Source organism: Vibrio ruber DSM 16370, assembly GCF_900163965.1.
Classification (GTDB): Bacteria; Pseudomonadota; Gammaproteobacteria; order Enterobacterales; family Vibrionaceae; genus Vibrio; species Vibrio ruber.
In genome coordinates this window covers 1-21,172 of the sequence record NZ_FULE01000037.1, presented here as the reverse complement: position 1 = coordinate 21,172, position 21,172 = coordinate 1, and the positions used below count along the sequence as shown (strand labels likewise).

The 21,172-nt window shown below is 46.0% G+C and carries 22 protein-coding genes; 15 read left to right on the top strand and 7 right to left on the bottom strand.

Annotated elements, in window-relative coordinates:
* The first annotated feature begins 209 nt into the window (after positions 1-209).
* The 9 genes from VR7878_RS13875 to galK all read left to right on the top strand — a co-directional run bounded on the left by VR7878_RS13875 (position 210) and on the right by galK (position 12,095).
* Positions 210-1,445 (top strand): extracellular solute-binding protein, encoded by a 1,236-nt coding sequence (locus tag VR7878_RS13875; protein ID WP_077336684.1) that lies wholly within the window; start codon positions 210-212, stop codon positions 1,443-1,445.
* A 118-nt stretch (positions 1,446-1,563) separates the two neighbouring features.
* Positions 1,564-2,859, top strand: coding sequence for a carbohydrate ABC transporter permease (locus tag VR7878_RS13870; protein ID WP_077336683.1), 1,296 nt, complete (start codon positions 1,564-1,566; stop codon positions 2,857-2,859).
* Between the two features lie 21 nt (positions 2,860-2,880).
* Positions 2,881-3,723 carry a sugar ABC transporter permease gene (locus VR7878_RS13865; protein ID WP_077336682.1) on the top strand — a complete coding sequence of 281 codons (843 nt, stop codon included), beginning with the start codon at positions 2,881-2,883 and terminating at the stop codon, positions 3,721-3,723.
* A gap of 16 nt (positions 3,724-3,739) precedes the next feature.
* Positions 3,740-4,972: a glycoside hydrolase family 53 protein gene (locus tag VR7878_RS13860; protein WP_077336681.1), complete on the top strand. Its 1,233-nt coding sequence runs from the start codon at positions 3,740-3,742 to the stop codon at positions 4,970-4,972.
* Positions 4,972-7,038 carry a beta-galactosidase gene (locus VR7878_RS13855; protein ID WP_077336680.1) on the top strand — a complete coding sequence of 689 codons (2,067 nt, stop codon included), beginning with the start codon at positions 4,972-4,974 and terminating at the stop codon, positions 7,036-7,038. The genes VR7878_RS13860 and VR7878_RS13855 overlap by 1 nt, the downstream gene beginning before the upstream one ends.
* Positions 7,039-7,193: 155 nt before the next feature.
* Positions 7,194-8,456, top strand: a complete 1,263-nt coding sequence (locus VR7878_RS13850; protein WP_077336679.1) for a maltoporin — start codon at positions 7,194-7,196, stop codon at positions 8,454-8,456.
* 164 nt (positions 8,457-8,620) lie between these two features.
* Complete coding sequence (galE, locus tag VR7878_RS13845; RefSeq protein ID WP_077336678.1) at positions 8,621-9,640, top strand: UDP-glucose 4-epimerase GalE; 1,020 nt, start codon at positions 8,621-8,623, stop codon at positions 9,638-9,640.
* A gap of 151 nt (positions 9,641-9,791) precedes the next feature.
* The gene (locus VR7878_RS13840) at positions 9,792-10,853 is read left to right on the top strand and encodes a UDP-glucose--hexose-1-phosphate uridylyltransferase (RefSeq protein WP_077336677.1); all 1,062 of its coding nucleotides are present in this window, start codon (positions 9,792-9,794) and stop codon (positions 10,851-10,853) included.
* 60 nt (positions 10,854-10,913) lie between these two features.
* The gene (gene galK / locus VR7878_RS13835) at positions 10,914-12,095 is read left to right on the top strand and encodes a galactokinase (RefSeq protein ID WP_077336676.1); all 1,182 of its coding nucleotides are present in this window, start codon (positions 10,914-10,916) and stop codon (positions 12,093-12,095) included.
* Positions 12,096-12,113: 18 nt separating this feature from the next.
* Here galK and arsC read toward each other — a convergent pair whose 3' ends face one another.
* The 5 genes from arsC to VR7878_RS13810 all read right to left on the bottom strand — a co-directional run bounded on the left by arsC (position 12,114) and on the right by VR7878_RS13810 (position 15,251).
* Entirely contained in the window at positions 12,114-12,551 is a 438-nt protein-coding gene (gene arsC, locus VR7878_RS13830) for an arsenate reductase (glutaredoxin) (protein WP_077336675.1), read from the bottom strand.
* A 133-nt stretch (positions 12,552-12,684) separates the two neighbouring features.
* Complete coding sequence (gene arsB / locus VR7878_RS13825; RefSeq protein WP_077336674.1) at positions 12,685-13,704, bottom strand: ACR3 family arsenite efflux transporter; 1,020 nt, start codon at positions 13,702-13,704, stop codon at positions 12,685-12,687.
* A gap of 9 nt (positions 13,705-13,713) precedes the next feature.
* Positions 13,714-14,430: an arsenical resistance protein ArsH gene (gene arsH / locus VR7878_RS13820; protein WP_077336673.1), complete on the bottom strand. Its 717-nt coding sequence runs from the start codon at positions 14,428-14,430 to the stop codon at positions 13,714-13,716.
* Positions 14,431-14,432: 2 nt separating this feature from the next.
* Positions 14,433-14,903, bottom strand: coding sequence for an arsenate reductase ArsC (locus VR7878_RS13815; protein WP_077336672.1), 471 nt, complete (start codon positions 14,901-14,903; stop codon positions 14,433-14,435).
* Positions 14,904-14,918: 15 nt separating this feature from the next.
* Positions 14,919-15,251, bottom strand: coding sequence for a metalloregulator ArsR/SmtB family transcription factor (locus VR7878_RS13810; RefSeq protein WP_077336671.1), 333 nt, complete (start codon positions 15,249-15,251; stop codon positions 14,919-14,921).
* A 383-nt stretch (positions 15,252-15,634) separates the two neighbouring features.
* Here VR7878_RS13810 and VR7878_RS13805 point away from each other — a divergent pair, with 383 nt between their 5' ends.
* A complete protein-coding gene (locus VR7878_RS13805; RefSeq protein WP_077336670.1) occupies positions 15,635-16,051 on the top strand; it encodes a VOC family protein in 417 nt (138 codons plus the stop codon).
* Positions 16,052-16,148: 97 nt separating this feature from the next.
* On the opposite strand, the gene VR7878_RS13800 is transcribed toward VR7878_RS13805, so the two are convergent.
* Both VR7878_RS13800 and VR7878_RS21100 read right to left on the bottom strand, forming a co-directional pair.
* Positions 16,149-16,349, bottom strand: coding sequence for a hypothetical protein (locus VR7878_RS13800; protein ID WP_159440473.1), 201 nt, complete (start codon positions 16,347-16,349; stop codon positions 16,149-16,151).
* A 382-nt stretch (positions 16,350-16,731) separates the two neighbouring features.
* Positions 16,732-16,902, bottom strand: coding sequence for a hypothetical protein (locus VR7878_RS21100; protein WP_159440472.1), 171 nt, complete (start codon positions 16,900-16,902; stop codon positions 16,732-16,734).
* 178 nt (positions 16,903-17,080) lie between these two features.
* Between VR7878_RS21100 and VR7878_RS13795 the strand changes: the two genes are divergently transcribed.
* From VR7878_RS13795 to VR7878_RS13775, 5 genes are all read left to right on the top strand, one after another.
* The gene (locus VR7878_RS13795; RefSeq protein WP_077336668.1) at positions 17,081-17,542 is read left to right on the top strand and encodes a carboxymuconolactone decarboxylase family protein; all 462 of its coding nucleotides are present in this window, start codon (positions 17,081-17,083) and stop codon (positions 17,540-17,542) included.
* 135 nt (positions 17,543-17,677) lie between these two features.
* Positions 17,678-18,424, top strand: coding sequence for an AraC family transcriptional regulator (locus VR7878_RS13790; RefSeq protein WP_077336728.1), 747 nt, complete (start codon positions 17,678-17,680; stop codon positions 18,422-18,424).
* Positions 18,425-18,829: 405 nt separating this feature from the next.
* On the top strand, positions 18,830-19,315 hold the full coding sequence (locus VR7878_RS13785) for a TIR domain-containing protein (RefSeq protein ID WP_077336667.1): 486 nt from the start codon (positions 18,830-18,832) through the stop codon (positions 19,313-19,315).
* 124 nt (positions 19,316-19,439) lie between these two features.
* Positions 19,440-20,882 (top strand): SIR2 family protein, encoded by a 1,443-nt coding sequence (locus VR7878_RS13780; protein ID WP_077336666.1) that lies wholly within the window; start codon positions 19,440-19,442, stop codon positions 20,880-20,882.
* A gap of 126 nt (positions 20,883-21,008) precedes the next feature.
* The coding region (locus VR7878_RS13775; protein ID WP_139343958.1) for a transposase at positions 21,009-21,172 on the top strand (164 nt) is incomplete at its 3' end.

Here is a 21,172-nt window from a genome sequence, read left to right as displayed (position 1 = left end):
CCTCATAAATGATAATAAATAAAAATGTGTGATCTCATTCGGTTTTTATTTAGTAAATTTTATTTTTACTTGTTTGTTTTATCACAATAACCGCTTGCTAAAGTGATTTGTATCACGTGAATGAATTGCTTGTATGGAAAAACTAACACAAAGGAGCATATTTGCACCATAAATTTTATTTTTCCAAATACAAAGACGTGAGATTTTTTATGAATAATAATAAATTTAGTAAAAAAATAACTGCGCTTGCAGTGACGGCTCTATTTTGTTCGCCAATGGTGTTGGCGCAGCAATCCTTATTAGTCTGGGAGGACATCCAAAAGTCTTTTGGTAATGAACAAGCGGTTGCAGCATTTGAAAAACAGCACGATGTAAACGTGAAAGTTGTTGAAATGCCATACGGTGGTCAGATCGAATCGCTGCGGATGGACGGCCCGGCGGGCACCGGGCCTGATGTGGTCTTAATTCCTCATGATCAGATTGGTGGGGCAGTGATTCAAGGTTTGCTTGCGCCGGTTCAGGTTGAGCAAGCGGTGATCGATACATTTAGTCAGCCTTCGATTGCGGCATTGACTTATAATGGCGTTCTCTACGGTTTACCAAAATCAGTTGAAACCGTATTTATGGTTTACAACAAAGATCTTATTTCTGAACTGCCTGATACGTTGGATAAAATATTTGAATTATCGAAGCGGTTTCGTAAAGAAAATAAATACGGCTTGCTGGCAAAATGGGATGAACTTTATTACACCTACGGCATTTTAAATGGTATGGGTGGCGATATTTTCGGTAAAAAATCTGACGGTTCTTATGACCCGGAAAAAATATTACTCAACACTCCCGGAGCAATTGAAGGCGCAAAATTCATTCAGAAGTTTTATACATCAAAACTATTTCCGACCGGTATTATTGGTAATAACGGGTTGAATGCGATTGATTCATTATTTACCTCGGGCAAAGCCGCAATTGTTGAAACAGGGCCTTGGTCGCTTCAGCCGTATAAAGAAGCAGGCATCAATTATGGTGTTGCACCACTGCCAAAATTACCCTCCGGTGAACCAATGGGATCATTTATGGGGGTGAAGAGTTATAGCATTTCCACCTTCTCGAAAAATAAACCCCTCGCACAGGAATTTATTACCTTCATCAATAATTACGATAACGCCAAACGCCGTTTTGAACTGACGGGTGAAGTCCCGGCGGTGAAAAAACTGGTGAACGATCCGGTGATCAAAAATGACCCGGGTGCCAGTGCGGTTGCGATGCAATCCCTACATGCAACCTCAATGCCTTCCATTCCGGAAATGAATGAAGTCTGGGGGCCGGCGAACAGCGCACTGCAATTGATCGCGACCAATAAACAAGATGCGAAAAGTGCACTCGACGCCGCGGTAGAAAGTATCCATATGCAAATCGAAGCGAACCACGCCATGATGGGCCAGTAGTTGAAGGTATTGTCTGGCGAAAGCAGTTGTTGGCCTATGTGCGTTTTAATGTGAGCCGACAGACGCCAGAAATTTCCCCCAGATGTTTCTGAAATGGAGTTTGTAAGTGATACCTGACATGAGTGAACATTTTAAGCATGACTCGGGGCGTTATCGATCCCACCGATTGACGGCCTCCTTACTGGCGTTCATGCCTGGCTTCGGCCAGTTCTATAACCGACAGTTTGTTAAAGGCATGATGTTTTTCATCTTGCTCACGAGTTTTTATGCGGTAACCAGTGATTTTATTTCTCACGGGATGTGGGGGCTTGTCACACTGGGCGAAAACCTGCCTGAAGACAACTCGGTTTTCCTGCTTGCAAAAGGGATTATTGCCTCGCTTGTTGTGCTATTTGGTTTAGCGGTTTATGCATTGAGCATCCATGACGCGTACAAAAATGGTCGATTGTTTGATGAGGGACGCCCGCTGAATTCATTACGCGTTCAGTACCGCAATGTAATCAATGCCGGTTTTCCTTATCTGATGATTAGTCCCGGTTTTATCCTCTTGGTGTTTGTGGTGGTGTTTCCGATTATCTTTGGTTTTGCCATTGGCTTTACCAACTACAACTTATACAACTCACCGCCGGCAAAGCTGGTTGACTGGGTTGGGTTAAAGAACTTTTTTAACATTTTCCACATTAACTTATGGCGCAACACGTTTATCGATGTATTGCAGTGGACGGTCGTCTGGACGTTAGTTGCCTCCACATTGCAATGTACTGTCGGCGTGCTGTTGGCGATTCTGGTTAACCAGAAAGATCTGAAATTTAAGCCATTGATCCGGACTATCTTTATTCTGCCTTGGGCGGTCCCCGGTTTTGTCACCATCCTGATTTTTACCGGGATGTTTAACGACAGCTTTGGGGTGATCAACAACGTGATTCTCGACTGCTTTGGGATTGAGCCGAAAGCTTGGCTGACCGATCCGTTCTGGACCAAAATTGCACTGATCATGATTCAGACCTGGCTCGGTTTCCCGTTTGTATTTGCCATGACCACCGGGGTATTACAGGCGATTCCGGGTGATCTGTATGAAGCCGCGACGATGGATGGTGCCAGTAAATTTCAACAGTTAAGAACCATCACCTTACCGCTGGTGCTGTATTCCATTGCACCGATTTTGATTACGCAATACACGTTTAATTTCAATAACTTCAATATCATTTATCTGTTTAACAATGGTGGCCCTGCGGTCATCGGCAGTAACGCGGGCGGTACCGATATCCTCGTGTCATGGATTTACAAATTAACGATGTCGTCCTCGCAATACGGGGTGGCTTCTGCAATCACCTTGTTACTGTCGATTTTCGTGGTGGGGATTGCCCTTTGGCAATTCCGGATGACTAAGTCATTCAAAGAAGAGGCGAGATAACCATATGATGAGTATAAAACTATGAGTATTAAACGTAGTAATCGCATTCGACTGACATTGAGTTACGGTCTGATCCTGTTGGTAGCGGTGATCATTATTTACCCATTAGTCTGGACGGTTGGTGCATCATTCTATCCGGGCAACAGTATCATGGGTGAGTCGATTTTCCCGGATAACCCAACGTGGAGTCACTATGCCACTTTGTTTGCCAATGACAAAGTGGCCTATCTGACTTGGTTCTGGAATAGCCTGAAAATCAGCTTTTTGACCATGGTACTGACGCTGATCTGTGTGTCATGCACGTCATATGCGTTCTCACGCTTTCGCTTTAAGGGCAGAAAAAATGGGCTGATGCTGTTTCTGCTATTGCAGATGATCCCGCAATTCTCGGCCTTAATTGCGATCTTTGTGCTGGCACAGATGTTGGGCTTAATTAATAGCCACCTTGCATTAGTGCTGGTGTATGTCGGGGGCATGATCCCGATGAATACCTATTTAATGAAAGGCTATCTGGACGCAATACCGAGGGATCTGGATGAATCGGCCAAAATGGATGGTGCCAGTCATATCCGTATTTTTCTGGAAATTATATTGCCGATTTCAAAACCGATTATTGCGGTCGTCGCATTATTCTCCTTCACGGGGCCTCTGGGCGATTTTATTCTCGCGACAACGATTTTAAGAACGCCGGAAAATTATACCTTGCCCATCGGTTTATATAATTTAGTCGTGGAAAAAATGGGTGCAAGTTATACCACTTATGCCGCAGGTGCAGTGCTGATTTCAATTCCGGTCGCGCTGCTTTATCTGTCCCTACAAAAATACTTTGTATCTGGCTTAACAGCAGGCAGTACCAAAGGTTAATACGAGAGAGAAAGATATGACGCGAAAATTTAAGGTTGCACTAATGAGTGCGGCAGTGGCTTTGGCTGGCTGTCAGTCCGTCCATTCATCGAATCATCGTGGTGCAGATATAAATAGTGACCCGGATGAGGTGGTTATCTCCGCGCCACAACTCAGAACCGATTTTATCCGTGGGATGGATATTTCCATGTTGCCTGAAATAGAAAAACGAGGCGGCAAATATTACCAAAATGGTCATGAAAAAGATCTGGTCAAAATATTAAAAGACAATGGGGTCAATTCTATCCGGGCCCGTTTGTGGGTCGATCCGATGTCGGCCAGTGGTGAAGCGTTTGGTGGTGGTAATAGTACATTAGCGCGGGCGATTGAGCTTGGTCAGCGAGCACAACAGAATGGCATGTCATTCCTGTTGGATATCCATTACAGCGACTTTTGGGCTGATCCGAAGAAACAACAAAAACCAAAAGCGTGGCAGCAACTGACATTTGAGAACCTCACTCAGAAAGTCTACGACTACACCGCACACGTGATGAAATCACTCCAGGATGAAGGGGTTGTTCCGGATATGGTTCAGGTCGGGAACGAACTGAACAGTGGAATGCTGTGGCCGGACGGAAAAAGCTGGGGGCAAGATGGCAAGGAGTTCGACCGCCTGTCACGCCTCTTAAAAGCCGGTATTCAGGCGGTGCATGACAATGACAGCGGTAAAAAGACCAAAATTATGCTGCACCTTGCTGAAGCAGGCGACAACGGCCTGTTCCGCTGGTGGTTTGATGAAATCACCAAACGTGGTGTCGATTTTGATGTGATTGGCATGTCTTACTACCCGTGGTGGCATGGCTCAATCGCTAAAGTCAAAGCCAATATGAATGATGTGATCCGTCGTTATCACAAACCAGTCATCTTGGTGGAAACGGCTTTCCCTTTTACCTCTGAGAATGGTGACTCACTCAGCAACAGTTATTCCGAGACCGGCCCGATTGAAGGGTACAGCGTTTCAGTTACCGGTCAGGCGCAATATCTGGCGGACATCATGACGCTGCTGAATCAACTGCCTGATCAACAAGGCTTAGGAATCTATTACTGGGAGCCGGCATGGTTACCGATTAAGGGGGCGACTTGGTCAACGAAAGCCGGGATGGATTATAGCAGCGATAAAGGGGCCATGGGCAATTCATGGGAAAACCAAGCACTGTTTGATTTTGAAGGTAACGCTTTACCGTCATTGAAAGTATTTAAAGGTCAATAATGAATCATAAAAAACATATTATTCCCAAGATAAAAGGCTTACTTCACGGCGCAGATTACAACCCTGAACAGTGGTTAGATCGGCCGGATATTCTTGCCAAAGATATTGAACTGATGAAACAGACGCAATGTAACGTGATGTCTGTCGGGATATTCAGCTGGTCAACCCTTGAGCCGGTGGAAGGTCAGTTTCAGTTTGAATGGCTGGATCACGTCCTTGATAATCTGGCAGCAAACGGTATTTCTGTCTTTCTGGCGACCCCCAGCGGGGCACGTCCGGCGTGGTTGTCTGAGCAATATCCGGATGTGCTGCGAGTTAACAGCGCGCGGGTGAAACAACTGCACGGTGAACGGCATAATCATTGTTACAGCTCACCGAACTACCGTGAGAAGGTGACCATCATCAACACCAAACTGGCAGAACGTTACAGTCAGCACCCGGCGGTGATCGGCTGGCATGTCTCCAATGAATATGGTGGCGATTGTCACTGTCATTACTGCCAGACCGAATTTCGTGAGTGGCTGAAAAACAAATACGGTTGTCTGGATAATCTGAATAAGTTGTGGTGGAGCACTTTCTGGAGCCACACCTATACCCGTTGGGAACAAATTGAATCACCATCTCCGATCGGGGAGAACTCCATCCACGCGCTGAAGCTGGATTGGAAACGTTTCTGTACTGATCGGGTCGCGAACTTCTGTGCACATGAGATTGCACCACTGAAATCGATCAATCCCGATCTGCCGACCACGGCAAACCTGATGGAGTATTTCTACGACTACAACTATTGGGAGTTGGCAAAATCTATTGATGTGGTGTCTTGGGACAGTTATCCGCTGTGGCACCGGGACAGCGATGAAGCGGCGCTCGCGTGTTATACCGGGATGTATCACGATTTAATGCGCACGCTGAAAAATCAGCCGTTTTTGCTGATGGAATCAACCCCCAGTCAAACCAACTGGCAGCCGATCACCAAGCTTAAAAAAGACGGGGTGCATCTGCTGTCTTCCTTACAAGCGGTAGCACACGGTTCTGATTCTGTGCAGTACTTCCAGTGGCGCAAAAGCCGCGGTTCGGTGGAGAAGTTTCATGGTGCGGTGATTGATCATGTTGGTCATGCGAATACGCGTACCGGACGGGAAGTGACCGCTGTCGGCGAGTATCTGCAACAGATTAATGCTGTGGCGGGTACGGGGACTCAGGCCGAAGTCGCGATCATTTTTGACTGGGAAAACCGTTGGGCTATCGATGATGCTTCAGGCCCTCGTAATGAAGGGATGCACTATGAACAAACCGTGTGCGATCATTACCGCGGTTTTTGGCAGCAAGGCATTAGCTGTGACATTATCGAGCAGCTCTGTGACTTTGCACCTTACAAGGTCGTTGTCGCGCCGATGCTGTACCTGATTAAACCGGGTGTCGCACAGCGGCTGGAAGCGTTCGTTGAGCAGGGCGGCACACTGGTCGCAACGTATTGGAGTGGCATTGTTGATGAGCATGATCTGTGCTTTCTGGGCGGTTTCCCCGGTGGAGAAGGGAGCCCGCTGCGTCGCACTCTGGGGATCTGGGCTGAAGAGATTGACTCACTCTATGACCATGAACGTGTCGCGTTCACAATGGCGGAGCAGACTGACTTTAGTTTGAGTGGTGAATTCAAAGCCAAGCACTTAATGGAGCATATTCATTTGGAAACGGCACAAGCGCTGGCTTATTACCGCGAGGATCTTTTTGCCGGTTGTCCGGTGATCACCAAAAACCAAATCGGTAAAGGGTGTGCTTACTACATCGCGGCACGCACCGAGACAGCATTCAATACGTTATTTTATTCCGCGCTGGCGGATTTACACGGTCTTCGCCAACCGATGGAGAATGTGCCTTATGGTGTGTCCGTAACCACGCGTGAAGATCAACAGTCCCGCTACTTGTTTATCATGAATTTTATGAATGAGTCGCAAGCGCTGAAACGTCCCTGTGGGCAATGGATTGATGTTAATACCGGCTGTGAAGTTCAGGAGGATATGATCATTCAACCTTATCAAGTTATCGTCATCATGAATAAAAAATAACAATTAACCATACCGCCTGAATCATTCAGGCGGTCATGAATTTCAACATTTAAAAAATGAGATGACATTCATCTCACGGGTCAGTGTTGCCTGAATTTATGCAATGGCGATATTTACCCGGCCAATAACGCAAAATAATACAAAAGGAAATGAAGATGAAAAAAGCAATATTGACAGTCGCTATTTTAGGCGCTTTATCTGCCACTCAAGCTTTTGCGGTCGATTTTAATGGTTATGTCCGGGCTGGTTTGGGCGCCAGTTCTGACGGGGGCGGCACCAAAGGCGGCGATGAGTTTAACAAAACTAAATTAGGCCGTTTGGGCAATGAGTTTGACACATATTCCGAAATTGGTTTAGGTCAGGAATTATTTAATGCAGACGGTCGTTCGATGTATTTTCAAAGCATGATTGAAATGTCATCCGACGGGAATCTTGAATCGGAAAATAGTAAAGATGACAGCGCCAACTTTGGGATTAAACAGTTAAATATTCAGGCGAAGGGCTATATTCCGTCTTTACCGGATGCGGTGATCTGGGCCGGTAAACGTTTTTATCAACGCCATGATATTCACATTATTGATACCAAATACTGGAATGTATCCGGTTACGGTGCGGGGATCGAAAATATCAAGTTAGATACCGGTGCAGTGTCAGCCGCGGTCATCCGGGCCGACAATGAGCTGGCAACGTGGGACGGAGGCGGTAAGAAGACCAGCCACGGTGATCTCAATACTTATTTCTTAGACTTGCGTTACGCGGGGTTCAGCCCGTGGGAAGGCGCGTGGACAGAGTTCGGGGTTGACTACGCAATCGTCAATCCAACCGACCAACAAGAGGATTTGGCTAAAAATTTCGATAACGGTCTGATGTTAACCGCAGAGCTGAGCCAGAAATTTTCATTGGGTTATAACAAATTTGTTTTTCAGTATATGGACAAAGGGCTGGCACAAAATGCGATCTCGCAAGGCGGGGGATGGTATGACATCTGGAGTGGTGATGTCAGTCAGGCCAAAGGCTTTCGCTTGATCAGTACCGGTGATTTGAACTTAAGTGAAAATGTCGTGATCAATCATGTTTTCACTTACGGCAATGCCAAAGATCATGGCGACGGGCTCGATAAGGAAACCATGATCTCATTTGTTGCCCGCCCGACTTATATCTGGTCACCGTACAACAAAACCATGTTAGAGGTCGGCTACTTTGACCAAGACAAAACCAAAGATTCAGGCGCTGAAGTACAGTCCGGCGGCACCAAATTCACCCTTGCCCATGCAATTTCTGCCGGTGAATCTTTCTTTGCTCGCCCGGAAATCCGCTTCTTTGTGACTTATCTGAAAGACAATGAGGGGAACGCTTTCGATAACAACAAGCGCAACAACACGTTTAACTACGGTGTGCAAATCGAAGCTTGGTGGTAATTGATTGATATTGTGACTTAATCCTATTGTTAGGCCAGTGTGATTTCATTCTGGCCTATAGCATGTTTATCGGTATTTTTGTCATATGTTTTTGAGATGAGTCAGGGGGGGCAGCGTCTTACGACGCAACTGAATCATCAGATATGAGGTAAGGAGAATCAACAATGAACGTTCTGGTTACTGGCGGAATGGGATATATCGGTAGTCACACGTGTGTCCGACTGATTGAAGCGAGGATGACACCAATCATCGTCGATAATTTGTGTAACGCCAAAATAGCAGTGTTAAACAGAATTGAAGCGCTCACGGGCAAACCCCCGCTGTTTTACCAGGGGGATGTTCGCGATGAAGCCTTTTTAGATTCGGTCTTCGCCAACCACGATATTCAAGCCGTGATTCATTTTGCCGGTCTCAAGGCAGTCGGTGAGTCCGTTGCAAAACCCTTGGAATACTATGACAACAACGTCAATGGCTCATTAGTGCTGGCGCGTTGTATGCGTAAAGCTGGCGTGAAAAGTTTGGTGTTCAGCTCTTCGGCTACCGTGTACGGTGATCCTGAGATCGTACCCATCACGGAAGCATCCCCAACCGGTGGCACCACGAATCCTTACGGGCGCAGTAAATACATGGTGGAGCAGTGTCTGAGCGACCTATTCGCTGCCGAAGGGAGTTGGAGTATCACTTTACTGCGTTACTTTAATCCGGTCGGGGCGCATCCGTCCGGCACGATGGGAGAAGACCCACAAGGGATTCCCAATAACCTGATGCCGTTTATTGCTCAGGTCGCGATAGGCCGCCGGGAGAAACTATCGGTATTCGGTCACGATTATCCGACCCCGGACGGCACAGGCGTGCGCGACTATATTCATGTCATGGATTTAGCCGACGGCCATATTGCTGCGCTCAAAGCCGTGGGGGAAAAGTCCGGATTACATATCTATAACCTCGGAACCGGCAAAGGATCGAGCGTGCTTGAAATGGTTGAAGCATTCAGTCAGGCGAGTGGTCATCCGGTGCTTTATGAGCTGTGTCCGCGTCGTCCGGGCGATATCGCTGAATGCTGGGCAAGCACCGAAAAAGCGGAACGTGACCTTGGCTGGAAAGCGACACGCAGCATCGAAGAGATGACCGCCGATACCTGGAACTGGCAAATCAATAACCCACAAGGTTATTCCCCGGAGTAAGTGAAAACACAGTATTTTTCTCATGCCAGCGACATTTAATCTTGATGTGCATGGCAAGGGGAAAGCGTGTTGCCTTATCACCTTGTTGTCTGCTGCCCCCCAATTTAACAGGGGGAATGCAAAGAAAAACTTTAACAGTTGAGTCAGTCAGATGCCGAACATTGAATTTAACCCTGTGGATCATCCACACCGTCGTTACAACCCACTCTCGGGGCAATGGATTTTAGTTTCACCCCATCGCGCCAAACGTCCCTGGAGTGGCGCAGATGAGCAACCCGCAATTGATGAATTACCAAGCTACGCTGAGACGTGTTTCCTTTGTCCGACCAACAAGCGTGTCTCTGGCGATGTTAACCCGGATTACCAAGGCACATATGTGTTCAATAATGATTTTGCTGCGCTGATGGTCGATTCTCCCGACGCACCGGCATCTGCTCATCCGCTGTTTCAAACCCAAGGCGTTCGCGGCTTGAGTCGCGTGATCTGTTTTTCTCCTGATCACAGTAAAACCTTGCCGGAGTTGTCCTTGAGCCAAATCCGCAATGTGATTGACACATGGAATGCTCAGATCGAAGCGTTAGGTAAAGATTACGTTTGGGTTCAAGTCTTTGAGAATAAAGGTGAGAGTATGGGCTGCTCGCAACCGCATCCGCACGGCCAGATTTGGGCGAACAGCTTCTTACCGAACGAAATTGAGCGAAAAGATCATCACCAGAGAGCCTATTATCAAACGCATGGCAGTCCGTTATTGGTGGACTATGTGCAAGCTGAACTGAAAGACGGTTCACGGATTGTGGTTGAAACAGAACACTGGCTTGCTTTGGTACCTTATTGGGCGGCATGGCCGTTTGAAACCATGCTGCTGCCGAAAACACATATTCGCCGTATGAGTGAGCTGAGTGAGGCGCAACGCGACGATCTCGCCGTGGCGATCAAAAAACTGACCAGCCGTTACGACAACCTGTTTCAATGTTCCTTCCCGTACAGCATGGGGTGGCATTATGCGCCTTTCTTTACCGAAGCAGAGGAGAGCACCGAACACTGGCAATTACATGCGGTGTTCTATCCGCCACTGCTACGCAGTGCGACGGTGCGTAAATTTATGGTGGGTTACGAAATGCTGGCCGAAGCACAACGCGATCTCACCGCAGAACAAGCAGCCCGGCGCCTGCGTGAGCTGAGCGATGTGCATTACAAGGAATGCGCATCATAAAAAATATGCATTAAAGCACGCGTTATTCCGATCAATTTACATGTTTAAGAGAGCGACCTTATGTCTGATTGCATCCAAAATGTGAAAAAGTATTTTGAACAGGTGTTGGGCTATGTACCCAGCCATACGATTCAAGCCCCTGGCCGGGTGAACTTAATTGGTGAACACACGGATTATAATGACGGTTTTGTTCTGCCGTGTGCGATTAACTATCAAACCGTGGTCGCTGCTGCAAAGCGTGATGACAATCTGGTGCGTGTCGTCTCCGTTGATTATGACAATGCAGTGGATGAGTTCGACATCAGTCAGGAAATCATTTTTCAACCAGACAAAATGTGGGCGAACTATATTCGGGGCGTGGTGAAGTGCTTGCTTGCCCGGGGTTATCTGCTCGGTGGTGTGGATATGGCTGTCAGCGGTAATGTCCCGCAAGGCGCGGGTTTAAGTTCGTCCGCAGCACTTGAAGTGGTGATCGGACAAACGTTTAAAGCGCTGTTCAGTCTGGATATCAGTCAGGCTGAAATTGCATTAAATGGTCAGCAGGCGGAGAACGAGTTTGTCGGTTGCAACTGCGGCATCATGGACCAAATGATTTCCGCGCAAGGGCGTGAAAACCACGCCATGCTATTGGACTGCCGTAGTCTGGAAACAGAGGCGGTATCGATGCCGGAAAATGTAGCTGTACTGATCATTAACTCCAATAAAAAACGCGGCTTAGTCGACAGTGAATACAATACCCGTCGTCAGCAGTGTGAAGCAGCCGCGCAAGTGTTTGGTGTCAAAGCGCTGCGTGATGTCAGTATCGAGCAATTCAATCAAAGACGTGCAGAACTGGACCCAATCGTTGCAAAACGTGCCCGGCATGTTATCACCGAAAATGCCCGGACGCTTGAAGCGGCAGAAGCGCTGCGCGCCAGTGATATGCGGTGGATGGGCAGATTAATGGCGGAATCCCATGTATCGATGCGTGATGATTTTGAAATCACCGTGCAAGAAATCGACCTGTTAGTTGAGATGGTGAAAGCCGTGATCGGTGATGAAGGCGGCGTGCGCATGACCGGCGGTGGTTTTGGTGGCTGTGTCGTTGCGCTGATACCTTCAACATTGGTTGAATCCGTCACAGCAGCGGTCGAAGCCCGATATGAACCAGAAACCGGCCTCAGAGCCTCGATTTATGTGTGTCAGGCGAAAGCGGGTGCGGGTGTCGTGGTAAGCGATGTTGATGATGTCACACCGCGTTGACGCTGCATCCCGCTTCGTTTATTGATGTGCTTCAGGCTCAGAGAGCAAACGCCCCTGTTCGTCCAAAATTTGTTCCCCGTCTTCCTTGAAGTACGGGCCCGCCGGCCAGTTGTCGAGTAAATCCAGCACCGCTTCACTTGGCCGGCATAATTTGACGCCTTTTGGCGAACAGACGATGGGGCGGTTGACTAACACCGGGTGCTCAAGCATTGCCGTAATCAGTGCTTCATCAGTGACATTTTCATCGAGTAATCCCAGCTCTTTGGCAGGAGATTTACTCGTTCTCAGTGCTTCCCGCGGTGTGATGTTCGCCGCGGCAAAAAGCCCCAGAAGCTGATTTCGTGTCCATCCGTCTTGTAAATATTCGACGATAACCGGCGTATATCCTGCATCCTGAATGATCTGCAAAACATTTCTCGATGTACCGCATTCTGGGTTGTGATGTATCACAATCATAACTTTACCTTATCCCTTTGGTTGAATAATCCAGCATTAGCCAATTTCGACTCAGATGACAGTGAGAGCACTGAATCCGTCAGCCAGTCGGCGAATTGGGCGAATAATTGGGTGAATACTGCTGCAAACATGTTTACGCTCCGAACCAATGCTGTGTACGGTTCGCAAACCACACCAGCGACAGCATCACGGGAACTTCCACCAACACGCCGACCACCGTGGCCAGCGCTGCGCCGGAATGCAGGCCAAACAACGAAATTGCGACGGCAACGGCCAGTTCAAAGAAGTTCGATGTCCCGATCATGCAGGCGGGAGCGGCGACGTTATGGGGTAACTTCATCTGTTTCGCCAGAAAATAAGCAATCGCAAAAATGCCGTAAGTCTGGATCAGCAGCGGAATGGCAATCAGCACGATCGCTTGCGGTTTCGCAATGATCGTTTCCGACTGAAAGCCAAAGAGTAAAACAACCGTTGCCAGTAAGCCGATGATTGACCAAGGCTTCATCGTCGCTAAAAACTGATTCAATCGTGAATGGTCATCGGCCTTGTCCAGTTTTTGGCGGGTCACTGCACCGGCAATCAGTGGAATCAGCACATACAAAATGACAGACAGGAATAGTGTATCCCACGGCACGGTAATATCGGTGACGCCTAATAGCATCCCTGCAATCGGTGCGAAGGCAAAGATCATAACAATATCGTTGATCGAAACCTGCACCAGCGTGTAGTTTGCATCACCTTTGGTCAGTTGACTCCAGACAAACACCATTGCGGTACAAGGCGCAACACCGAGTAAGATCATGCCGGCGATATATTCGGTTGCCGTTTGTGGATCAACCCAGTCTGCAAACAGCCCCTTGAAGAATAACCAGCCAAGGAAAGCCATGGTAAACGGCTTGATTAACCAGTTAATCACAAGTGTGAGAGTGAGACCTTTGGGTTTTTTACCCACGTCTTTCAATGAAGAAAAGTCAATCTGCACCATCATTGGATAAATCATCAGCCAGATGAGTACGGCAATCACCAGATTGACGTGTGCATACTCGAGACTGGCAATAGCAGCGAAAGCATCAGGGACAACACTGCCAAGGAGAATACCAACGACAATGGCAATCCCCACCCATACTGATAAATAGCGTTCAAATAAGCCCATATTTCCCCCTCAAATAGAACGCTGATTGACACGCTGACTTAACTGCTCAGCCGACTCAATACGTTCAGAATACCTGTCTACGAAGTAGTCTTTATTGCTCCGCAGCAATAAAGTGAATTTCATCAGCTCTTCCATCACATCAACAATACGATTGTAATAGGAGGAAGGTTTCATCCGGTCATTTTCATCAAACTCAAGAAAGGCTTTCGCCACACTGGATTGATTCGGGATAGTGACCATGCGCATCCAGCGGCCAAGAATCCGTAACTGATTCACCACATTGAATGACTGTGAACCCCCGCATACCTGCATCACCGCTAACGTTTTACCCTGCGTCGGCCGCACAGCACCGATGCTCAGCGGCACCCAGTCAATCTGACTTTTGAATATGCTGCTCATAGCGCCGTGACGTTCTGGTGAACACCACACTTGTCCTTCTGACCACATCATTAATTCCCGGAGTTCTTTCACCTTGGGGTGACTCTCATCTTCGGTATCTGTCTGTGGCAGACCTTCAGGGTTGAAGATTTTTACTTCAGCGCCCATTCGCGTGAGGAGGCGAGCACATTCTTCGACCACTAAGCGGCTGAATGAGCGCTTTCGTAACGAGCCGTAAAGTAAAAGGATGCGCGGCGCATGGTCAGCCGGTGTGCTCTGACACTGATCAAATGTTGGAATCTCAAACTGCGACTCATCAATATTCGGCAGGGTAATATTTTGACGCATACCTACAGCGCTCCTAACTTCGCCAATTCCGCTTTGAGTTCGGCAGGGGAGAGGTCTTGTGCTGCGATTGGGAGTAATTGGTTAACCCGAACTGTGATTTCAGCAATACAGGCGCGAAACCCTTGGGCTTTTTCTGCTTCACTGCCTTCGATTTTAGAAGGGTCTGCCAGCCCCCAATGGACTTTAACAGAATTGCCAAACCACACCGGGCAGGCTTCTCCGGCAGCAGAATCACACACGGTCACAACCACATCGGGTTGGAAATCTTCAAACTCATCCCATGACTGGCTTTGCAAACCTTCAACAGAAATATTGGCTTCTTTCAGGTACTGGACAGAAAGCGGATGCACGACCCCTGAAGGCTGACTCCCGGCACTTTTGGCAATAATCCGTTCTCCGGCCACATGATTGGTGATGGCTTCAGATAAGATACTTCGACAGCGGTTGTGGGTGCAGATATACAGAATTTTCATGGGAATTCCTTTTGTTTAGCAGCATGAAGCTTGCTGTTTCGCTGCTTTCAATTTTGATAAAGCATCAGCAAAATAGCTGGGATTGCTATCGGCCGTTTGACGGATAACGGTTTTTGCCCAGTCAGGGAGTTGTTCATGGAGTTGGTAGTACACCCATTTACCACGACGCTCATCTCGCAAAATATTACATTTGCGTAGCTCGGCTAAATGGCGTGAAACTTTCGGTTGGTCAAGCTCAAGTGCTGCCATGAGATCACACACGCAAGCTTCTTCGAGTTGATGAATAATCAAAATTGACTTGAGTCTGGTGTCATCAGACAAGCATTTGAAAAACTGTAATGGCGTCATGTTTCACATCTCTTAAAACACATATGTGAAATATAATATATGTGATTTTCCATATGTCAACTTAGTAAGCTATCCGTAAACAAAGTGTCACAATGTTTGCTGACTTTATGACAAGCCCGGCACCGGTTTTTGTCAGTACAGACATCAGGTTATCTGATTGTGGGGAAGGAAAAGTATGGAAAAAGTATGAGATTTTGCATGCTACTTTGTAATAAAAAGATCAGTTTTCAATGCTTACTTTTTCCGGCCATGCCAATCCCCCTTGGTTTAAGGAGGGGGAGCACTTTTGAAGATTAGCGTTTATGATGGCATTTCTGTGAAGCGTATTAGACGGGGTAAATTGGCCTGATATCATTCGAGTCATTTACTATATAAGGTAGAAAATGAAGCAAAATATTGTACACATTGCATTGGTAGTAAAGGACTACGATGAAGCGATAGATTTTTATGTGAATAAGCTTCAATTTGAGCTTATTGAAAATACCTATCAGCCAGAACAAGATAAACGCTGGGTTGTGGTTGCACCACCAAATTCACATGGCGTGACGTTGTTACTCGCGAGAGCCTCAAAACCAGAGCAACATGATTTCATTGGTAATCAGGCCGGTGGGCGAGTTTTTCTATTTTTAAATACTGACGATTTCTGGCGTGATTATGAACATATGAAATCAATAGGCATTAAATTTGTTCGTGATCCCAAAGAACAGGACTACGGGACAGTCGCAGTATTTGAAGATTTATATGGGAATCTCTGGGATTTGCTTCAATTAAATCCAGAGCACCCAATGGCACAGCGGTAGAGATTACGCGAGCAGAATTTTCCAATCATCTAAAATCAGTATCAAATAATGATTATATAAAACGAGCCGCATTCGCGGCTCGACATCTCACCAGTAACTACACAAAATCCTCCCCATCAAGCTCTTGATGGTAGCGCACGTAATGAGTGGTAATCAGATTGTTCAGATACAGCAATACATTGCGTAGCTCTTGACTGTTGTGCCGCTGCTCGGCTTCAAACATTTCTTCTAACTGACGCAGATATTCGCGGGCTTTTTGGGCAAAGTCGGGATCGTAAGGGATAGTTTCGTACATCATTTGACTCCTGAAGAGTGGAAAGTTATTTCACCACGGGAGTTCCTACGCTCGGGCGGTGAACTGGAACAAGGTGTAGGAATGCCGCTCTTCAGGATTACGACCAGCCGAAGCTGCCTTGCCCAGCTCACCATTATTCAGGTGTGCTGAGGCCGCATATAGTAAAAAACCAACGTAAAGTTAGCAACTATAATACCTGAAGAAAAAATTTGCGGGTTCCTACGCCCGGCACCGGATTTTGCCAGTGCAGAGAGTAGGTTATCTGTTTTTTAGAAAATAAAAGTATGAAAAAAGTATGAGGTTTTGCGAGTGAGTTAACAGGGGAGCATTAAGTGACAGTGGCTGTCAGATCACTACAGCCACCGATGGGTTGGGAAGTCTTGAGTTAGAAATGCACCGACTGGTTTTCAAGCGTGCTTAACTTTGCTTGAGTCCGGGCGATATCCGCAATCAGTTGTCTGTTGCGTTGTTCTAATCCGCCCAAGTCTTGTTGCATCTGGCTGATTTCTTGATTTAACCGGTAACGGTTATCAATGGTTGTTTCATTCGAGAGCATTAAATTGGTTTTGTCGGTAATTTTCGAGCGCAGGTCTTTAATCTCTCGCTCATTACTACTTTGTTCATAGCGTAAATCACTTAATATGGTTGTGGGGTGATTTCAGCAACATGTCGAAAATCTTCAATCTATTGCTCAGTACGTTTTTTATCATGTAAAAAAATAAAGGAGAAAGACCATGCAAAAACGACTCAGCTACACCGACATCGCACCGAAGGCAATTGACATCTTGTATGCTCAGGAAGCGTATTTCCATGAGCAATTCCGTCAATCTGACACCATGAATATGATCATATGGGAACTGGTCAAGTTGCGTGTTTCGCAAATCAATCAATGTGCATTTTGTATCGATATGCACAGTAAAGACGCACTTAAACTGGGGGAAAAGCCTGAACGGATATGGGGGCTTAGTGCGTGGAAAGACATGTACTTCTACAGCGATGCAGAACAAGTTGCGTTGGGCTGGGCTGAATTACTGACGGCCGGTCTGCCGGTCGATGATGATACCTATCAACTGACTTTAGATACCTTTGGTGAAAAAGCGATGGTCAACCTGACGATTGCGATCAACGCCATCAATAGTTGGAATCGAATCGTGAAGGCATTTAAGCCTCAGGTGGGGGGATACCAGCCCAAATAATTGAACTCGGGTTAATCTAATCGGGACTTGACTGTTTATACTTTCACTGAAGACGAAAAAGAAAGAGTATCAATGGATACGATGTTCTTCTCTGAGTCGTGGTTAAATCAGTTGTGGTTAAATAGGATAATTCGTTTGAGTTTAGACTTTGAGATATTTAAACCTCAGGGAAAGTTAGCCGGCCATATTCAGGCAATCTGGTCGGTTTCCGTCGCATCTGACATGGTGCAAACGGTGCGTAAGGAATTACTCAGTGATGCCGGAACCGGTGTGACGTTCATTTTGCAAAATGAGGTGCAGATGGACGGCGAGTGGCAGAGCCCGGGGGTTTTGTTACTGCCCGTCAGCACGCTGGCGCATCAGGTTTGCCTGCCGCCCGGTGCTGTTATGGCCGGGGTGCGCTTTCATCCGGCTGTCGGTTATCAGTTGTTTGGTCAATGCTTAGCACAGCCGTTGCGAATCGAGGGGGAGCATCCGCTCGCCTCTTTGGCGCTTGCGACATTTGCATCTCTGCAAACCGCGCGTTCGCCGTCAGCGAGAATGGTTGTGTTATACCGCTGGTGCCAAGATCTGATTGCAGTATGTGCGCCTCAGGATGTCAGTCATATTATCGACCAAGAGCGAGCAACGATCAGTCAGCGGCAGAGAGAGCGTCAGTTTCAGAAATGGCTGGGGATTACTCCGAAACATTATCAACGCATTACCCGGGTGAGACAGACTTTAGAGCAGCTTCGGGCACAGCCTGACATCTCTTTGTCGGATCTGGCGCTGGCGCAGGGCTTTGCCGATCAGGCCCATATGACCCGGGAATGTAAGCAGATTGCGCGGATGACACCCAAACAGTTTGTGCGGAAGAGAAAAAGCCGAACTGGCCTTAATTGAGCGGCGATCCGATAAGAGGGGAGTCATTTGGGCGGGTGTCAGCTCGTGACATGAAAGTAAAAAAGCGGAATGAATTCCGCTTTTTGATTGCGATCGACGTTAAACTCTTAAGAATATTGTGCTTAATCCCTCAAGCCGTCATCCCAATCACCTACTGCTAGCTATGCAACTACTGCAACGTGTTCGGTATTCTGCTTCATTGAAGCTGATAGTGTGCTCTATACTGGTAAGCGTTTGGCAATCAATTGTAGCTTGTCAATGTGTCGCCATACTAAACTCGCATTTTTGCCATATTTTCAATAAATTCAGGTTAATGGGTTGAATTTTAAGTAACAGCCCCAAATTTGATAAAGGATAAGTTGCATATGAGCAACCTTGAATCTCATTGACTCAGAAGGTGGAATTATGGCCAGAAAACCAGTTTTTTTTAGTTTTCATTACGGAAATGATGTAATGCGCGTACAGCAAGTTCGGAATATAGGTGCGCTTGAAGGCAACACCCCAGTTTCAGTTAACGACTGGGAAACAGTAAAACGTGGCGGTGACGCATCTATCAAACGTTGGATCGATGATAATTTGAAATACAAACAATGCGTAATCGTTCTAGTGGGTGAAGAAACTCACGCTCGCCCTTGGGTTAAATACGAAATCGAAAAGGCTTGGAATGATGGAAAACCGATTTTTGGTATTCATATCCATAACTTAGCATGCCCTCGCAACGGAAAAAGCCTAAAAGGTAAGAATCCATTTGAGCAGTTCACACTTGAAAATGGAACCAAATTGTCATCGATCGTGAGCTGCTACGATCCTAGTCCAGCAGACACATACAAGGACATAGCAGAAAATATGGAGTCTTGGGTTAACAAAGCGATAGCTCAAAGAAAAAAATAGCCGATATATCCCAAATTGAAGGGCGCACTTTGCTATACAAAACAAGCATTACATATCAAAGTGCTGCTCTTATTGCTGCTAGTACTTATAACACTGTATAAATGAGTCAATAGAGATACCAATAATGAGAGAACGCATAAAACAGTCTTTCCTACAAGATATAGGAAAAGAGCTTGCTGAAGAAAACGTAGCTGTTTTTGCAGGGGCTGGTATGTCGGCAGGATCTGGATTCGTAAACTGGGCGGAGTTACTCCGTCCCATAGCTGATGAACTAGGTCTTGATGTTGATAGAGAAAAAGACCTGGTCGCTCTAGCTCAATATCACTGCAATGATAATGAAGCTAACCGTAGCCAGTTAAACCAAAGATTAATTGAAGAGTTTTCAAGAGAAGCCGAAGAAACAGAAAATCACAGAATTCTGGCTAGACTTCCGATTCGCACTTACTGGACTACCAATTATGACAGAATTATAGAATTAGCTTTAGACAAGGCTGGGAAAATTTCTGATGTAAAGCATACTAAAGATCACTTGGCTACGACAAAGCCAAAACGTGATGCTGTTGTTTATAAGATGCACGGTGATGTTGAACACCCAAGTCAAGCAGTCCTAACCAAAGATGATTATGAAAAATATCATGTCAAAATGGAGCAGTATTTAGCTAACTTAAAAGGTGATCTAATTTCTAAAACTTTCATTTTCATTGGTTTTAGTTTTACTGATCCAAACTTAGACTACATTCTCAGCAGAGTTCGTGTAGCTTATGAAAAGAATCAAAGACGTCACTACTGTTTTATTAAAAATGTAGAAAAGCAAAAAGATGAAGATGATGCAGATTTCGAGTATCGCGTTAGGAAGCAAGAATATTTTGTAAAAGATCTTGCAAGATTTAACATCAAAACAATACTGATTGATGATTTTCGAGAGATTACCGACTTACTAAAAAGGCTAGAGAAAAAATTCAAATCCAAAACCGTCTTTATTTCAGGTGCCGCACATGAATACGGAAGTATAGGCGAGCATCAAGCTTTGAAGTTTGTATATGAGTTAAGTAAAAAACTAGTTTCGAAAAATATGCGAATAGTTTCTGGTTTCGGCTTAGGTGTCGGTAGTTCTGTCATTTCTGGTGCGCTAGAACAAACATTTAAAAGTCCAAAAGCAAAACTTGAAGATAAGCTTATACTACGACCATTTCCACAGTCTACCGCTGGAGAAGTTCCATTATCTGAACTTTGGACAAAATATCGCGAGGATATGATAAACTATGCAGGAATAACATTGTTTTTGTTTGGGAATAAATTAGATGGAAATGAAATAATATCTTCAAATGGCATGCGAGAAGAATTTGAAATTGCAAAACAAAATGAACTCTTTCTGTTGCCTATTGGTACGACAGGGTATATGTCAAAAGAGTTATGGTTAGAATTAAACACACAAATACAAAATAATTATAACATATCAAATAAAATGAAGGAACTTTTCCTAAAACTAGGTGAATTAGAATTTAATTCTGAATGTTTGATTGACACCATAATAGAAATACTCGATCTAAACGAAAAAAATCAATAATAAATTATAAGCCACGATGTAGTCGTGGCTTTAAAAATAAAAAAGAGTTTTAATGGGTGACCTGCTCCCCTAAATCTAGTCCAGTCTATACTTAGTGATGTTCATCCAACCAAGGAGATGATGAACATGAAGAAGCGATTCAACGAACAACAGATCATTACCATTCTTAAAGAAGCCGAAGCAGGTATTCCCGTCAGGGAGTTGTGCCGTAAACACGGGATCTCGGATGCGACTTTTTACACCTGGCGCAAAAAATATGCGGGAATGGATGTCTCCGAAGCCCGTCGGCT

Coding starts and splice junctions, on each gene's coding strand:
- VR7878_RS13875 (WP_077336684.1), top strand. CDS start 210: ATGAATAATAATAAATTTAGTAAAAAAATAACTGCGCTTGCAGTGACG.
- VR7878_RS13870 (WP_077336683.1), top strand. CDS start 1,564: ATGAGTGAACATTTTAAGCATGACTCGGGGCGTTATCGATCCCACCGA.
- VR7878_RS13865 (WP_077336682.1), top strand. CDS start 2,881: ATGAGTATTAAACGTAGTAATCGCATTCGACTGACATTGAGTTACGGT.
- VR7878_RS13860 (WP_077336681.1), top strand. CDS start 3,740: ATGACGCGAAAATTTAAGGTTGCACTAATGAGTGCGGCAGTGGCTTTG.
- VR7878_RS13855 (WP_077336680.1), top strand. CDS start 4,972: ATGAATCATAAAAAACATATTATTCCCAAGATAAAAGGCTTACTTCAC.
- VR7878_RS13850 (WP_077336679.1), top strand. CDS start 7,194: ATGAAAAAAGCAATATTGACAGTCGCTATTTTAGGCGCTTTATCTGCC.
- galE (WP_077336678.1), top strand. CDS start 8,621: ATGAACGTTCTGGTTACTGGCGGAATGGGATATATCGGTAGTCACACG.
- VR7878_RS13840 (WP_077336677.1), top strand. CDS start 9,792: ATGCCGAACATTGAATTTAACCCTGTGGATCATCCACACCGTCGTTAC.
- galK (WP_077336676.1), top strand. CDS start 10,914: ATGTCTGATTGCATCCAAAATGTGAAAAAGTATTTTGAACAGGTGTTG.
- arsC (WP_077336675.1), bottom strand. CDS start 12,551: ATGATTGTGATACATCACAACCCAGAATGCGGTACATCGAGAAATGTT.
- arsB (WP_077336674.1), bottom strand. CDS start 13,704: ATGGGCTTATTTGAACGCTATTTATCAGTATGGGTGGGGATTGCCATT.
- arsH (WP_077336673.1), bottom strand. CDS start 14,430: ATGCGTCAAAATATTACCCTGCCGAATATTGATGAGTCGCAGTTTGAG.
- VR7878_RS13815 (WP_077336672.1), bottom strand. CDS start 14,903: ATGAAAATTCTGTATATCTGCACCCACAACCGCTGTCGAAGTATCTTA.
- VR7878_RS13810 (WP_077336671.1), bottom strand. CDS start 15,251: ATGACGCCATTACAGTTTTTCAAATGCTTGTCTGATGACACCAGACTC.
- VR7878_RS13805 (WP_077336670.1), top strand. CDS start 15,635: ATGAAGCAAAATATTGTACACATTGCATTGGTAGTAAAGGACTACGAT.
- VR7878_RS13800 (WP_159440473.1), bottom strand. CDS start 16,349: ATGATGTACGAAACTATCCCTTACGATCCCGACTTTGCCCAAAAAGCC.
- VR7878_RS21100 (WP_159440472.1), bottom strand. CDS start 16,902: ATGCTCTCGAATGAAACAACCATTGATAACCGTTACCGGTTAAATCAA.
- VR7878_RS13795 (WP_077336668.1), top strand. CDS start 17,081: ATGCAAAAACGACTCAGCTACACCGACATCGCACCGAAGGCAATTGAC.
- VR7878_RS13785 (WP_077336667.1), top strand. CDS start 18,830: ATGGCCAGAAAACCAGTTTTTTTTAGTTTTCATTACGGAAATGATGTA.
- VR7878_RS13780 (WP_077336666.1), top strand. CDS start 19,440: ATGAGAGAACGCATAAAACAGTCTTTCCTACAAGATATAGGAAAAGAG.